Source organism: Nonomuraea sp. B10E15 (assembly GCF_039871615.1).
Lineage (GTDB): Bacteria > Actinomycetota > Actinomycetes > Streptosporangiales > Streptosporangiaceae > Nonomuraea.
In genome coordinates, this window is sequence record NZ_JBDPMB010000008.1 from 302793 (window position 1) to 316497 (window position 13705).

At 72.4% G+C, this 13705-nt stretch carries 14 protein-coding genes and 1 pseudogene; 7 read left to right on the forward strand and 8 right to left on the reverse strand.

Going from position 1 to position 13705, the window contains the following annotated elements:
* Nucleotides 1-5: 5 nt before the first annotated feature.
* The 7 genes from ABGB14_RS24425 to ABGB14_RS24455 form a co-directional block, all read right to left on the reverse strand.
* Nucleotides 6-977, reverse strand: coding sequence for a phosphate acyltransferase PlsX (locus tag ABGB14_RS24425; protein ID WP_347646145.1), 972 nt, complete (start codon nt 975-977; stop codon nt 6-8).
* Entirely contained in the window at nt 974-1873 is a 900-nt protein-coding gene (locus ABGB14_RS24430; protein ID WP_347646146.1) for a phytoene/squalene synthase family protein, read from the reverse strand. The genes ABGB14_RS24425 and ABGB14_RS24430 overlap by 4 nt, the downstream gene beginning before the upstream one ends.
* Entirely contained in the window at nt 1870-3327 is a 1458-nt protein-coding gene (gene crtI, locus ABGB14_RS24435) for a phytoene desaturase family protein (protein ID WP_347646147.1), read from the reverse strand. The genes ABGB14_RS24430 and crtI overlap by 4 nt, the downstream gene beginning before the upstream one ends.
* Nucleotides 3324-4361, reverse strand: a complete 1038-nt coding sequence (locus ABGB14_RS24440) for a polyprenyl synthetase family protein (protein ID WP_347646179.1) — start codon at nt 4359-4361, stop codon at nt 3324-3326. The genes crtI and ABGB14_RS24440 overlap by 4 nt, the downstream gene beginning before the upstream one ends.
* Nucleotides 4362-4496: 135 nt before the next feature.
* Nucleotides 4497-5339 (reverse strand): phosphotransferase, encoded by an 843-nt coding sequence (locus tag ABGB14_RS24445; RefSeq protein WP_347646148.1) that lies wholly within the window; start codon nt 5337-5339, stop codon nt 4497-4499.
* Nucleotides 5340-5387: 48 nt separating this feature from the next.
* Entirely contained in the window at nt 5388-5861 is a 474-nt protein-coding gene (locus ABGB14_RS24450) for a lamin tail domain-containing protein (RefSeq protein ID WP_347646149.1), read from the reverse strand.
* 147 nt (nt 5862-6008) lie between these two features.
* Nucleotides 6009-7310 carry an aminotransferase class V-fold PLP-dependent enzyme gene (locus tag ABGB14_RS24455; protein WP_347646150.1) on the reverse strand — a complete coding sequence of 434 codons (1302 nt, stop codon included), beginning with the start codon at nt 7308-7310 and terminating at the stop codon, nt 6009-6011.
* Between the two features lie 310 nt (nt 7311-7620).
* Between ABGB14_RS24455 and ABGB14_RS24460 the strand changes: the two genes are divergently transcribed.
* From ABGB14_RS24460 to ABGB14_RS24480, 5 genes and pseudogenes are all read left to right on the forward strand, one after another.
* Nucleotides 7621-7983, forward strand: coding sequence for a hypothetical protein (locus tag ABGB14_RS24460; RefSeq protein WP_347646151.1), 363 nt, complete (start codon nt 7621-7623; stop codon nt 7981-7983).
* Between the two features lie 90 nt (nt 7984-8073).
* Nucleotides 8074-9165 carry a PLP-dependent cysteine synthase family protein gene (locus ABGB14_RS24465; protein WP_347646152.1) on the forward strand — a complete coding sequence of 364 codons (1092 nt, stop codon included), beginning with the start codon at nt 8074-8076 and terminating at the stop codon, nt 9163-9165.
* On the forward strand, nt 9162-10409 hold the full coding sequence (locus ABGB14_RS24470; RefSeq protein ID WP_347646153.1) for an MFS transporter: 1248 nt from the start codon (nt 9162-9164) through the stop codon (nt 10407-10409). Before ABGB14_RS24465 ends, ABGB14_RS24470 begins: the two co-directional genes overlap by 4 nt.
* Before the next feature lie 98 nt (nt 10410-10507).
* Nucleotides 10508-10894, forward strand: a complete 387-nt coding sequence (locus tag ABGB14_RS24475; protein ID WP_347646154.1) for a metalloregulator ArsR/SmtB family transcription factor — start codon at nt 10508-10510, stop codon at nt 10892-10894.
* Nucleotides 10891-11505, forward strand: a pseudogene (locus ABGB14_RS24480) (cation transporter); the annotation flags it as partial. The gene ABGB14_RS24475 and the pseudogene ABGB14_RS24480, both read left to right, overlap by 4 nt.
* 78 nt (nt 11506-11583) lie before the next feature.
* Here ABGB14_RS24480 and ABGB14_RS24485 read toward each other — a convergent pair.
* Entirely contained in the window at nt 11584-12063 is a 480-nt protein-coding gene (locus ABGB14_RS24485; RefSeq protein WP_347646155.1) for a DUF1232 domain-containing protein, read from the reverse strand.
* A gap of 112 nt (nt 12064-12175) precedes the next feature.
* On the opposite strand from ABGB14_RS24485, the gene ABGB14_RS24490 reads away from it, so the two are divergent.
* Together ABGB14_RS24490 and sigJ are read left to right on the forward strand one after the other, a co-directional pair.
* The gene (locus ABGB14_RS24490; RefSeq protein ID WP_347646156.1) at nt 12176-12658 is read left to right on the forward strand and encodes a carboxymuconolactone decarboxylase family protein; all 483 of its coding nucleotides are present in this window, start codon (nt 12176-12178) and stop codon (nt 12656-12658) included.
* A 50-nt stretch (nt 12659-12708) separates the two neighbouring features.
* Nucleotides 12709-13644 (forward strand): RNA polymerase sigma factor SigJ, encoded by a 936-nt coding sequence (sigJ, locus tag ABGB14_RS24495; protein ID WP_347646157.1) that lies wholly within the window; start codon nt 12709-12711, stop codon nt 13642-13644.
* Nucleotides 13645-13705: the final 61 nt, after the last annotated feature.

Sequence of the window (13705 nt, forward strand, 5' to 3'; positions counted from 1 at the left end):
GCGGGTCATGTCACCCGCTCCGCCGCCGTCGCCTCGATGCCGGTCCCCGGTTCCGGCCCCGCCAGCGCGTACGCCACCACGCACGCCCTGGCGATCGTGGCGGCCGGCGACGAGCCGTGGGCGACGACGACGGTGCCGCGCAGGCCGAGCAGGGCGGCGCCGCCATGGGTCTCAGGGTCGTAGCGGCGGGCCACCTTCGCGAGCTGCCGCGGGGAGGCGATGCCGGCCTGGGCGACCATGGTCAGCGCCGTGCGTACGCACCCCTCGACGTTCTTCAGCACGACGTTGCCGGTGAACCCGTCGGTGACGATCACGTCCACGGTGCCGGCCAGCACGTCATGGCCCTCGACGTTGCCGTGGAAGCGCAGCGGCAGGGCGGCGAGCAGCTCCCCGGCCTGGCGGGTCAGCCGGTTGCCCTTGCCCGGCTCCGACCCGATAGACAACAACCCCACGACCGGGTCGGGGCGGCCGAGCACGGCTCGCGCGTACCCGGCGCCCAGCTGCGCGAACTCGGCCATCATGGCCGGGCTCGGATCGGCTGTCGCGCCGGCGTCCACCAGCACGCTCGCGCCGCCCCGCAGCGACGGCAGCGCCACCGCCAGCGCGGGCCGCAGCACGCCGGACCGTCCGATGCCGCGCACCGCGCAGGAGACCACCGCGCCGGTGGATCCCGCGGACACCAGCGCCCCGCCGTGGCCCCGGCCGACCAGCTCGCAGCCGACCGCGAGGCTGGAGGTCGCCAGCGCCGTGGCGGCGGGGCCGCGCTCGGCCATCGGGACGGCGTCGTCGGCGTGCACGACCGCGAGCTCGCCCGCGGCGCCGTGCCTGCGCAGCTCCCTGGTCACGCGCGCTTCGTCGCCGACCAGGATGACCGGCACCTTGTGCGCGCGCCACGCCGCCACCGCACCGGCGACCGTCTCCGCCGGTCCGTGGTCGCCGCCCATCGCGTCCAGGACCACCGGGCGCACGGCTGTCACGGGAGTTCCACGCGGACGCGGCGCTCGGTCCTGCCCGCCTCGGCGGAGGCCAGCAGGTGGCGGGCGAACACGGCCGCCTGCCGCCGGCGCGGCACCCGTACGCGGCCGGCCAGGACCTCGAACCCGCCGCGCTCGATCTCGTCGAGGATGCCGCCGTAGAGATCGACGGCGGCGCGTACGCAGGGCCGTGACGAGGCGACGAGCAGGCCGATGCCGCCGGCGGCGGCGCGGTAGTGCTCGCGGGCGCGCCCGGCCTCGAAGGCCAGCAGCCGCCGTACGGCCCGTCCGGTGCGGGCGGCGCCCAGCTCGCCCGGCTCGACGCCGAACTTGCCGAGGTCCTCCATCGGCAGGTAGACCCGGCCGCGGGCGAAGTCCTCGCCGACGTCACGCAGGAAGTTGGTGAGCTGGAAGGCCAGGCCGAGCTGGCGGGCGGGCTCGCGGGCCGCCTCTTCGCAGCCCGGCGCCGGCTCCAGCACCGGCAGCATCATCGTGCCGATGGCGGCGGCCGATCCGGCCATGTAGCCGAGCAGGTCGTCGTAGGTGGCGTACCGGGTGACCGACAGGTCCGCCCGCATCGAGGCGAGGAAGGCGGCGATGTCGTCGTGGTCGATGCCGAAGGAGTTGACGGTGTGCAGCAGCGCCGGCAGCACCGGATCGTCCGGTCTGGTCCCGGTGAGCCCGGCCTCGACCCTGGCGCACAGCCCGTCGAGCGCTCGGGACCGGTCGGCGGTCATGGTGAACGAGTCGACGATCTCGTCGGCGTAGCGGGCGAAACCGTACAGCGCGTGCACGTGCCGCCGCTTCCACTGCGGCAGCAGCCGGGTGGCGAGGTAGTAGGAGCGGCCGTAGCGGGCGTGAAGCCGCCGGCACCGTTCGTAGCTGGCGGTGAGCGTCAACGGGCCTCCTTGAGGATGCGTTCGGCGGCGAGCCGGCCGGAGATCAGCACCGTGGGCACCCCGACACCGGGTGCGGTGTACATGCCGGCGAAGTGCAGCCCGGGCACCCGCCGGGCGACGGCGGAGGGGCGCAGCCAGGCCGTCTGGGTGAAACGGTGGTCCAGCGCGAACGGCGTGCCCGCGCTGTGCCCGCGCGCCGCCCAGGCGGGCGGGTCCACCACCAGCCGGGGCGCGCCCGCGAGGTCGCCGTAGCCGAGCGTGGCCAGGCGGCCGAGCAGCCGCGCCTCGAGCTCCGGGCGCAGCCGGCCCCAGTCGGCGACGCGCTGCAGGTTGGGCGCCGGTTCGAGGACGCTGAGCGTGGCGTGCCCGTCGGGCGCCGCGTCGCCGTCCGGTTCCGGGCAGGTGACCAGCAGGCTCGGGTCCGGCTGTGGCCGGCCCGCCGCCAGCGCGGTGAACGTCTCCTCCCAGGCCCGCCCGAAGTGCAGCGTGTGGTGCGCCTGGCCGGCCGGTGGGCGGTCCAGGCCGGCGTGCATCACCAGGCAGGAGGGGGAGTGGTGGGGGCGGCGCAGCCGCCAGTCGTCCGCCCGTGCGGGCAGCAGCCTCCGGGCCGCCAGCCGGTCGCAGGCCACGACCACCTGCCTGGCGGGCAGCCGTTCGCCGCCCTCCAGCAGCACCCCGGTGACGCCGTCGCCGTCCGTCCCGATCTCGCGAGCGCGCACGCCGTAGCGGATGCCCGCGCCCAGCTTCTCCAGCAGCGCCGCCATGGCGGCCGGTATGGCGTGCATGCCGCCGCGTTCGGGAAAGAACACGCCGCCGACGGTGTCCATGTGCGCGATCACGGCGTAGATGCCCAGCGCGTGCTGCGGCGACAGGCCCACGTACAGCGCCTGGAACGTGTGCGCCCTGATCAGCCGCGGGTCCGTCAGATGGCGGGCGGCCAGGCGGTCCAGCCGGCGAAAGCCGCCCAGCCCGGCCAGCCGGAGCAGCGCAGCCGGCCGGGCCAGGCCGCGCAACCTGGTCATGTCGGCGTTGATGAACGCCGGCCACTCGATCCGGAAGAGCTCGCCGAGCAGCCGCCGGTAGCGCTCGTAGCGCGCCGCCTCCGCGGGCCCGCACACCATCCGCACCTGCTCGGTCATCGCCTCGCGCTCGGGCAGCATGTCCAGCCGCGACCCGTCGTCGAAGACGAGCCGGTAGGACGGTTCGAGGCGGCGCAGCGGCAACCAGCGCCGCAGCTCCTCACCGGCCGCGCCGAAGACCTCGGCGAGCACGCCGGGCATGGTCAGCACGGACGGGCCGGCGTCGAACCGGTACGCCCCGACGCGGGTGGTGCCGCAGCAGCCCCCGGGCTCGTCGAGAGCCTCGACCACGGTGACCTCGCGGCCGGCCGCGGCCAGGTGGACGGCCGCCGCCAGGCCGCCGAGACCGGCTCCGACGACCACGACAGGACTCATCCGGGGGCTCCCGCGGCGCACAGGGCCGCCAGCTCGACCAGAGCCTGCCTGGCCTCGGGCGGGATGCCGGGCGGCTCGTCCAGCGCCGCGACCGCCTCGCCGGCGAGCGCGGCGATGCGCTGCTCCGCCGCGTCCAGCGCGCCGCACTCGACGATCAGCCTGCGCGCCGCCGCCACGCCGCGCTGATCGGTGACGCCGTCCAGGATCGGGCTCCCGGTCCGCCGGCGGGCGACGGCGAGCAGGTAGGTCGCCTTGCCCTGGAGCAGGTCGGCCCCGGCGGGCTTACCGGTGCCGGCCGGGTCGCCGAACACGCCGTTGACGTCGTCCCTGAGCTGGAACGCCTCCCCCAGCGGCAGCGCGTACGCGCTCAGCAGCCGCAGCGTGCCCGGGCAGCCGCCCGCGACGGCGTGCCCGAGGTGCAGGGGCCGCTCCACGGTGTACTTGCCCGACTTGTAGAGGGAGATGAGCCTGGCCTGCTCGTCGTCGCCGTTGCCGCCGGGCGCGCGGGCCAGGTCGAGGTACTGCCCGCAGATCGTTTCCACGCGCAGCCGGGTGAGGACGTCGAGCGCGGCCTCCAGACGCGGACCCGTCTCGAGGAGGACCGCATCGGCCCAGCTCAGGGCCAGCAGCGCGAGCAACGTCGCAGCCGACTCGCCGAACCGGCCGGCGTCGCCCCGCCGTCCCGACCGCCGGTGCAGGCCGGCCAGCGCGACGTGTGCCGCCGCCCGGCCGCGCCGCGTGTCCGCCTCGTCCATCACGTCGTCGAGCAGCAGCGCCGCGGCGTGTACGAGCTCCATGGCGCACGCCGCGGGCAGCACCTCCTCAGGTCGCCCGCCGCCGGCGGCCCGGTAGCCCCAGTAGACGAACGCGGGCCGCAACCGCTTGCCGCCCTCCAGGACGAACGCCACCAGGAGCTCGCGCACCAGGTCGACGTCCGGGCCGTCCAGGAAGTCGAGCCGCCCCACCTGCTCGTCAAGCAGCCGCGCCAGGTGCCGGTCGATCAGCTCGCGCACCTGGCCGGCCTGCGAGGTCACCGTGTCCAATTCACGCAGCTCCTTCTGTCGCCGTACACGCTTTCGCAGGAGGAGCGGACCTGGTGCACACGATCCGGAACGCTTCTTTACGGTAACCACCGGACACTGGATCCCAAACGGGACACGCCCAGGGTGTCAGGCGTTCCTGTCGAGCCAGGCCACGATGCTGCGCACGAACGCGTCGACGTTGATCAGCGGGCGGCCGTCGAGAATCCCGATGAGATGCCCGACACCGAACGGCGCATCGTAGACGCGGGCGCGCCGGTACGTCTCCGGATCCACCGCCCGCCTGACGTTGTCCCAGCCGTGCCAGGCCATCAGAGCCGCGTCGATGGCGGGATCGAACAGATGGGCCTGGTCCCAGTCCAGGACGCCGATCAGCCGACCGTCCGGGCTCCAGTGCACGTTGGAGGCCCCGAGGTCGCCGTGGACCAGCACATCGGGCACGGCCTCCAGGTCCCGCGCCGCCTCCAGCCGCCTGCGGCACTCGTCCCTCCATCTGCCGGGCAGGTGCGGGACGACGTGCTCGGCCAGGGCATCGGCCCAGCCCTTCTCCCGGGGGGCGTTGAGCAGCCGCCGCAGGCGTGGGGTGACGGTGGCCTCGCGCACGGCGCGGAGCAGCCTTCCGATCTGCTCGGGGTCGCCCTGCCCCTCGGCCTGCGGCTCACCGTCGATCCACGAGACGGCGGCCGCCGTACGTTCGCCGAACCTGGTGACGGGGGTGAGCGGCTCCGGCACCGCGAAGGGCAGCCCCGCGTCGGCGATCTCCCGCAGCGCCTCCATCCGCCGCGGCATCTCCTGCGCCGAGAGCGGGGTCTTGGTCACCCGTACGGCCGCCGTTCCCGGCAGGAGGACGACGTGATGGAGGTTGCCCTCGGTGAGCCGGGCCGAGCCGAGGGAGTGGCCGGGGAGCAGGGCGCCGGCGATCTCCAGCAGTTCGCCGGCGCTCGGAGCGGCTGGCGCGGGTTTCACGGTCATGCCGTGAACAGTACGGCCGGGCCCTCCGGGATGAACCTCGCGGTCAGCTCAGCAGATCTTGTACGCCTGCCGCGTCGAGTTGTACGAGCAGGAGTCGACCAGCTTCCCGGACGCGTTCCGCAGGTAGGCGGCGTCGCTGGCCTGGTTCCAGATGTAGGCCAGAGTCCCGCCGCTCCTGCCCCAGTAGCGGGTGGTGGTGGTGTTCTTGCCCCTGCCGGTCCGCAGGGTGACCGTTTTGCCGGCCCTGAGGGTGAGCCTGCCGAAGGTGTAGATGTGATCGGCCCGCCGGGTCCTGTCCCGGACGGTCCAGCCGGCGAGGTTGACGGCCTTCCTGGTCATGTTCTTGATCTGCACGTACTCGCCGTTCAGGCTGCTGTTCGCGCCGGAGTCCGGCGATCCCGGCGAGTCGTAGTAGATCTTGGTGATCTGGACGGCCGGGGCGGCCGCGTACGCGGGCTGGGCGGCGACGGCCGCGGACGCGGCTAACAGGGCGGCGGCGGTCAGCAGGGATCCGATACGCACAGGGACACTCCTGAGGTGTGAGACATGATCTGGATTGATGGTATTGATGGGAGTCGGGTCCGTATGGACCGTTCCCATATCGGTTTGGTGTCCGTTGCGCAGCCACTCCGTCCCTTCCGCCACGCTGAGTGCTCAACGCTGATCCGGTCACCGGCACCCGGTACGCGCGCAGATGTCCTTCAGGGCGGCCGCCAGCCGGTCCACGTCGCCGGCGGAGGTGAACAGGGCGGGTGTGACGCGGACGGCGTCGCCGCCGCTCATGCCGCTGCGGGCGACGGTGAAGATGCGATGCCTGGTCATGAGGTCATCGGCGATGGCGACGTTGTCGTCCTTGGAGGTCCGGCCGTGGAGCCGGAAGGCGGTGATGGCGCCGTACATGCCGGGTTCGTCCGGGGTGAGGATCTGCACGGAGCCGAGTTCGTGCGCCTGCCGCACCCAGCGGTCGCGCAGGAAACGCAGGCGGGCCTGCTTGACCTTCGCCCCCAAGGCCTCGTGGAAGTCCAGGGCGGTGTCCACGGTCAGGTGCGGCGCGACGTTCATGGTGCCGGAGTGCACCCGGGAGCGGATGTCCGAGGCCGGGTAGGTCTCGTCGTTGTAGAGGAGGTCGATGTCGGCCAGCCGGCCGTCGCGGATGTAGAGGAATCCGGCGCCCAGGGGCACGCCCATCCACTTGTGCAGGGAGAAGATGGCGAAGTCGGCGTCGAGGTCGGCAAGGGTGAAGTCGAGCTGTCCCCAGGAGTGGGCGGCGTCCACGATGACGTCGACGCCTCGCCGGCGGGCCATGGCGACGATCTCGCGGACCGGCGTGACCAGGCCGGTGCGGTTGTTCATGTGGCTGAGCAGGAGCAGCCGCACCTTGGAATGCTGGTTCAGCGCGCGCTCGTACGTGTCGAGCACCGCCTGGCGGGTGGCGGGTTCGGGGATGACGATGCGCTCGACGTGGACGCCTCGCCGGGCCGGGAGCCAGTTCATGACGTACTGGGCGCTGTGGTAGTCGAGGTCGGCGTACATGATCGCATCCCCGGGGCGCAGGCGGTTGTAGCCGGCGATGAGGTTCTGCAGGGCCTCGGTGCCGCCCCTGGTCAGCGCGATCTCGTTCCCGGTGACGCCGAGCAGGGCGGCGATGCGCTCGCGTACCTCGTCGGCGCGCGGCTTGTACTCGGTGCGCAGCAGGTGCGAGCTGCGTTCGTTGAGGTGGTCGACGTGGTGGTGGTAGGCCCGCCGTACCGTGTCCGGCATGATCCCGTAGTAGCCGTTCTCCAGGTTGACGAAGTCGGGGCTCACCTGGAACTGCCTGGCGACCGTGCCCCAGAAGCGCTCGTCGCGGGCCAGAAGCTCGGGGGCGACACCTGGCGGCACGGTCAGCGCCTCAGCCGCGGCGGGACGGATCGCGGCACCGGCCGCCAGCGCGCCGAACCCGGCGACCATCCGGCGTCTGGACAAAGTCATCACGGGCTCCACTGATATCAGCGAAATGAACGGACGATGAACACGGCCGATATTCCGCGCGGCACAATTTCTTCCTCAACCGTGCCGGCGGGATACGGCGTAAATGGCAGAACACTCAAGAGGATGAACACGCAGGGCCGTACGATCTTCGTGCGACGCGCGCTGCACGTCCCATAAAGGCGAGAGCTTTACTGGAACCTTTGCTGCCGCTGGGCGCGTCAAACCGCCTCGCGGGCACTATCACCCAGTGATGCTCGCGACACGATCTGCCCGATCTCGCCGCCCGGCCGCATGCGGAGCCGGCCGGCTGATGGCGCATGTGGTGCTCGCGATCACCCTGGTCGTCAGCGTGGTGTTCGCCCACGGCGGCGCGTGCGCGGCCGTGGAGTTGTCGGAAGGGTCCGCCCACAGCGCTCACCTGCCCGGCGCCGACCGCGCACACGCCGACCACGACGCGCGGTGCCTGCACCACAAGCTCCCGGCCCGCCACCGGCACGGAACGGAAGCGGACTGCCCGGTGACCAGCCCCGCGGGCGTGCCGGCTCCCGTGGCGCTGCCCGCGTCCGCGTCCCTCTCTCCCGCCCGGCCCGCAGGAGAGGCTCCTTCCGCGCGGGCGGACCTGGGCTGCCTTTCCGCACCCCATCTGGCGGGCCTCTGCGTGATGCGCATATAGGACTGGCGGCGTTCGTCAGCCGTCCACCGTCCGTTCACATCGCGGCTTCCTGTTCCGCGAATCGCGCTCTTCACTTCGGGGATTTCACCAATGTCATCGCAAACGACTTTCGCGCGCCCGCAAGAGGCGCCGCCCGCCGGTTATTCGGCGCTTTCTCTCACCGTCGGGAACACGCCGCTGGCATTCATCTCCCAGCCGTTCGTGCCGGGCGGCGGAGGTTTCTGGGCCAAGCTGGAGGGCTTCAACCCGGGCGGGATCAAGGACCGTCCCGCCCTGCACATGGTCCGCAGGGCACGGGCTCGGGGAGACCTCCTGCCGGGCGCGACCATCATCGAGTCGACCAGCGGCACCCTGGGGCTCGGCCTGGCGCTGGCCGGGATCGTCTTCGGCCACCCGGTCGTGCTGGTGGGCGACCCCGGCATGGAGCCGCTCATGTGCCGGTTGCTGGCCTCCTACGGGGTACGCCTGGAGATCGTCACCGAACCGCATCCCGTCGGCGGCTGGCAGCAGGCCCGCCGCGAGCGGGTGCAGCGTCTGCTGGCCGAGATCGGCGACTCCTACTGCCCCGACCAGTACAACAACCCCGACAACGTCGAGGCCTACGCCGGGCTGGCGCACGAGTTGCTGGCCCGGCTCCCGCACATCGACCTGCTGGTGTGCTCGGTCGGCACGGGCGGGCACAGCGCGGGCATCTTCAACGTGCTGCGCCGCCACTTCCCGGACGTGAGGCTGGTCGGCGTCGACACGGTCGGCTCCACCATCTTCGGGCAACCCGCGCGGCCCCGGCTGATGCGCGGTCTCGGCTCCAGCATCCACCCGCGCAACGTCGCCTACGACGCCTTCAGCGAGGTGCACTGGGTCAGCCCCGCCGAGGCGGTGTGGGCCTGCCGCACGCTGGCCGGCGGTCACTACATCTCCGGCGGCTGGAGCACCGGCGCCGTGGCGCTGGCGGCCCGCTGGCTGGCCGGCGTGCACCCCGGCCAGACGATCGTGGCGATCTTCCCCGACGGGCCCTGGCGCTATTACGGCACCGTCTACGACGACGCCTACTGCCGCGCCCACAACCTGCTCGCGGGCCCTCCGGCCGATGAGCCCGACCTGCTGGCCTCCGCCACCTCGCGCGAGGTGCACCGCTGGAGCCGCTGCACCACGGTGACCGACCCGCTGGGCGGCACCCGGTGAAGGACACCCTGCGGCAGTTCCGCTCCTTCGACCGGCCCATCCAGCTCCTGCAGATCAACCAGCTCGGCATCAACCTCGGCTTCTACATGCTCATGCCCTACCTCGCCCGCCACCTGGCCGACGACGTGGGCCTGGCGGCCTGGACGATCGGACTGGTCCTGGGCCTGCGCAACGCCAGCCAGCAGGGCCTGTTCCTCATCGGCGGCACCCTGGCCGACCGGCTCGGCCACAAGCCGCTGATCATGGCCGGATGCGCGCTGCGCACCCTCGGGTTCGCGGCGTTCGGGCTGAGCACCTCGCTGCCGCTCCTCGTCGGCGCCGCGGTCGTGACGGGGCTGGCCGGGGCGCTGTTCAACCCGGCGGCGCGTGCCTACCTCGCCGCGGAGGCCGGCGAGCGCAAGGTGGCCGCCTTCGCCGTGTTCAACGTCTTCTACCAGGGTGGCATCCTGCTCGGCCCGCTGCTCGGCCTCGTGCTGCTGGGCGGCGGGTTCACCGTCGTGTGCCTGAGCGCGGCGGCCATCTTCGCGGCGCTGACCCTCCTGCAGGCCCGATACCTCCCCCGCCGCGGCGCAGCCCCGGCCGGCGAGCGGCCTCCGGTGCTGAGCGAATGGCGGCAGGCGTTCGGTGACCGGGCCTTCGTCTCCTTCGCCACCGCGATGATCGCCTCGTACGCGCTGTCGTACCAGATGTATCTGGGCCTGCCGCTGGAGGTGGCGCGCATAGGCGGCGGCGACGCCGGCGTGATGGCCCTGTACGCGCTGTCCGCGCTGCTCGGCATCGCCGGGCAGGTGCGCGTCACCGCCTGGTGCGCCGCCCGCTGGAGCCGGGGTCAGGCGATCGCGCGGGGCCTGGCCCTGCTCGGGCTGGCCTTCGTCCCGCTCGCGGTCACGGCGCCGCTGCCGCTGCCGCCGCCGTGGGGGATGGCGGCGATGATCTCCTGTACGGCCCTGCTCACCCTCGGCACGCTCGTGGCCTTCCCGTTCGAGATGGCCACCATCGCCGACATGGCCGGAAACCGGCTGATCGGCACCTACTACGGCCTGTACAACCTGCTGTCCGGCATCGGCATCCTGGCAGGGAATCTGGTGGCAGGCGCCCTGGTGGACGTGGCCCGCTCCTCCGGCATGGTGAGCCTGCCGTGGCTGCTGCTGGCAGGTGCGGGTCTGGTCTCCGCGGCCGCGGTCGCACGGCTGGAGCACCGCAACCGGATCCCGGCCGCCGGCCCGCTGCGGGCCACCGCCTGAGCCCGCCGGACGGAAGCCCGGGGAGCCCTCCGCTCCCCGGGTGAGGCGCATTCGAGGGTTTCTGCCACAACATGTCGATTTCGGGCTATCATCGCCATATGGCGATCAATCAGGAGTCCGGCTTGTGCGTCAGCGCCGACATCGCCGCCGGCGTCCCCCCGGCGGCGGCGCTGTTCCACTCCCTGGCCGACGAAACCCGGCTGCGCATCGTGGCCCGACTCGCCCGCGGCGAGGCCCGCGTGGTCGACCTGACCGCCGAGCTCGGGCTGGCGCAGTCCACGGTGTCCAAGCACCTGGCCTGCCTGCGCGGCTGCGGCCTGATCGACTATCGCGCCGAAGGGCGGCAGTCGTTCTACTCCCTGACCCGGCCCGAGCTGATGGACCTGCTGGCCTCGGCCGAGCAGTTGCTGGCGGCCACCGGCCACGCGGTCACGCTCCGCCCCGCTCCCGGCGCCGCGCTCGACGCAGGGGACGTCATGGCATGACGGCGCTCAACCCGCCCGCCCCTGACCGGCGGACGTCACTGCGGCGCCGCATCCGCCTGCTGGTCGCGGCCACCATCACCTACAACGTGATCGAAGCCGCCGTGGCCATCACCGCGGGCAGCATCGCCTCCTCGGCCGCGCTGATCGGATTCGGCCTCGACTCCGTCGTCGAAGTCGCCTCCGCCGCCGCCGTGGCCTGGCAGTTCTCCGCCACCGACCACGAGGCACGGGAGAAGACGGCGCTGCGCGTCATCGCGATCTCGTTCTTCGCCCTGGCCGCCTACGTCACCTTCGACGCCGTACGGGCGCTGCTGGGCGCAGGCGAGGCCGAGCACTCCACCCCCGGCCTGATCCTGGCGGCCCTCTCGCTCGTGATCATGCCCTTCCTGTCGTACGCGCAGCGCCACGCCGGTCGCGAGCTCGGGTCCGCCTCCGCGGTGGCCGACTCCAAGCAGACCCTGCTGTGCACCTACCTGTCGGCGGTGCTGCTGGCGGGCCTGGCGCTCAACAGCCTGTTCGGCTGGTCCTGGGCCGACCCGATCGCCGCGCTGGTGATCGCCGCCGTCGCCGTCAAGGAAGGCCGCGAAGCGTGGCGCGGCGACGCCTGCTGCCCGCACCCCCTGGCCGACGAGGTCTCCAGCACGGAGAACGACGCCGGCTGCTGCCCGCCGACCCCCGCCGCAGGACAGTCAGGGCTGCCCCGAGCCGGGTGGGGCCAGGCCGGTCAGCCGGGTCAGGGCGGCGAAGCCGTCGTCGGTGCCCGGCCAGTGCCGGCGTACGACGTCGATCCCGGCACGGCGCACCACCGACCGGAGCACGGCGACCACGATGATGGCGTCGTCGGCGTAGCCCAGGACCGGGATGAAGTCCGGCACCACGTCGACGGGAAAGGCCAGATAGGCCAGCAGCAGCGCGAGCCGGACACGGACGCCGCGGGGCAGGGCACGGTCGGCGGCCAGGCGCCGGATCAGGCGTAGCACGTCGGGCAGCAGGCGCAGCGCCTCGCGCAGCAGGGCGCCGCGCGGCCGGACGGCGGCCAGGGCCGCGAGCAACGCCGACCAGGTGACCAGCAACGCCACGGCGACCCCGATCAGCAGATCCCATCCCCAGGCGCCCATCACGACCGAGAGGCTATCTGGCGCGCCAGAGGCCGGGTCGGCGTGCAGCATGACGACCGCTTCCGCACGGGTGGGAGACGCACGTCACATCCGGTTGGTGGTGACATCTCGCCGGACTGCTTCGTCGGTGGGGTGTAGCAGCCAACACGGCAAGGAGAACAGCATGAACACCCGTCTCGACTTCGTCGGCACCCCGATCGCGGCGAAGCTTCTGAAGTACGTCCTGTCCGCGGGCAGGGTCGTGAACGACTCGGCCCTGCCCGTCGCGACGCAGGAGCTGGTGGCGCTGCGCGTCAGCCAGATCAACGGCTGCAGCGTGTGCGTCGACATGCACACCAAGGAGGCCGCGCACCGCGGGGAGACCTCGGTGCGGCTCAACCTGGTCGCGGCGTGGCGGGAGGCGACGGTCTTCACCGACGCGGAGCGGGCCGCCCTGGAACTAGCCGAGCAGGGCACCCGCGTCGCCGACGCGGCCGGCGGCGTCACCGACGAGGTCTGGGCGACGGCGGCCAAGCACTACGACGAGGACCAGCTCGCCGCCCTGGTGGGCCTCATCGCCATCATGAACACCGTCAACCGGCTGAACATCATCACCCAGCAGCCCGCCGGCGACTACCGGCCCGGCCAGTACGGCCAGCACGGATAGCGGCGCTGTCTCGGTGAGGGCAGTTGCGACCAAGGGAGTCGGGCGACGTCATGAGCACCCCATCCGATCCAGGTGACGGCCGGTTCGATCCGGGGCTGAGCGCGATCATGAGCGAGCGGCGTCAGCTGATCAATCTCGCCTACCGGATGCTCGGCTCTCTGGCCGATGCCGAGGATGTCGTGCAGGAGACCTACGCCCGCTGGTACGCCATGACCCGGCGACAGCAGGAGGCCATCGAGTCGCCGGGCGCCTGGCTCACCACGGTCGCCAGCCGCATCTGCCTCGACCTGCTCGGCTCGGCGCGGGCCCGGCGCGAGCGCTATGTGGGCGAGTGGATTCCTGAGCCGCTGCCCGATCTCACGGAATGGAGCGACGGCCGACCGGGCGGCAGCACGGCCGACCCGGCCGACCGGGTCACCCTCGACGAGTCGATCAACATGGCCTTCCTCGTCGTGCTCGAAGCGATGACCCCGGCCGAGCGGGTCGCTTTCGTCCTGCACGACGTCTTCCGCTACTCCTTCGCCGAGGTGGCCGAGATCGTCGGCCGTACGCCGGCGGCGTGTCGCCAGCTGGCGTGGTTGGCCCGCCGCCGCATTCGCGCGTCTCGGGCGCCCGCTGCTCCGACGGCCCGGCAGACCGGGATCGTCAGGGACTTCAAGAGGGCATGGGAAGCCAAGGACATCGACGCCCTCATCGGCCTCCTCGACCCTGAGGCCACGGGGACCGCCGACGGCGGCGGCCTGGTCAGCGCCATGCTCCGCCCGATGGAGGGCGGCGAGCGGATCGCGCGCGCCTTCGTCGCCGTCGCCGGCCTGGCACCCGGCCTGACGATCCTGGAGCGTACGGTCAACGGTCAGCCCGGTCTGGTGGCCCAGCAGGACGGCGTCACCGTGGTGGTGCTGGCCTTCGATGTCGTGGGTGACCGGATCAAGCGCATCTGGTCGGTGTTGAATCCCGACAAACTTCGTCCCTGGACGACGGGCTGACGTGCCCTGTCGCCAGGGGCGAGTCGCTGATGTCTCGTGTTCGACCGGAGGAGGAAACAAC

Excerpts from the sequence above, each read along its gene's own strand:
- ABGB14_RS24460 (WP_347646151.1), top strand. The coding sequence starts at position 7,621 with ATGGCGCATGTGGTGCTCGCGATCACCCTGGTCGTCAGCGTGGTGTTC.
- ABGB14_RS24490 (WP_347646156.1), top strand. The coding sequence starts at position 12,176 with ATGAACACCCGTCTCGACTTCGTCGGCACCCCGATCGCGGCGAAGCTT.
- ABGB14_RS24475 (WP_347646154.1), top strand. The coding sequence starts at position 10,508 with ATGGCGATCAATCAGGAGTCCGGCTTGTGCGTCAGCGCCGACATCGCC.
- crtI (WP_347646147.1), bottom strand. The coding sequence starts at position 3,327 with ATGAGTCCTGTCGTGGTCGTCGGAGCCGGTCTCGGCGGCCTGGCGGCG.
- ABGB14_RS24455 (WP_347646150.1), bottom strand. The coding sequence starts at position 7,310 with ATGACTTTGTCCAGACGCCGGATGGTCGCCGGGTTCGGCGCGCTGGCG.
- ABGB14_RS24485 (WP_347646155.1), bottom strand. The coding sequence starts at position 12,063 with ATGCTGCACGCCGACCCGGCCTCTGGCGCGCCAGATAGCCTCTCGGTC.
- ABGB14_RS24445 (WP_347646148.1), bottom strand. The coding sequence starts at position 5,339 with ATGACCGTGAAACCCGCGCCAGCCGCTCCGAGCGCCGGCGAACTGCTG.
- sigJ (WP_347646157.1), top strand. The coding sequence starts at position 12,709 with ATGAGCACCCCATCCGATCCAGGTGACGGCCGGTTCGATCCGGGGCTG.
- ABGB14_RS24465 (WP_347646152.1), top strand. The coding sequence starts at position 8,074 with ATGTCATCGCAAACGACTTTCGCGCGCCCGCAAGAGGCGCCGCCCGCC.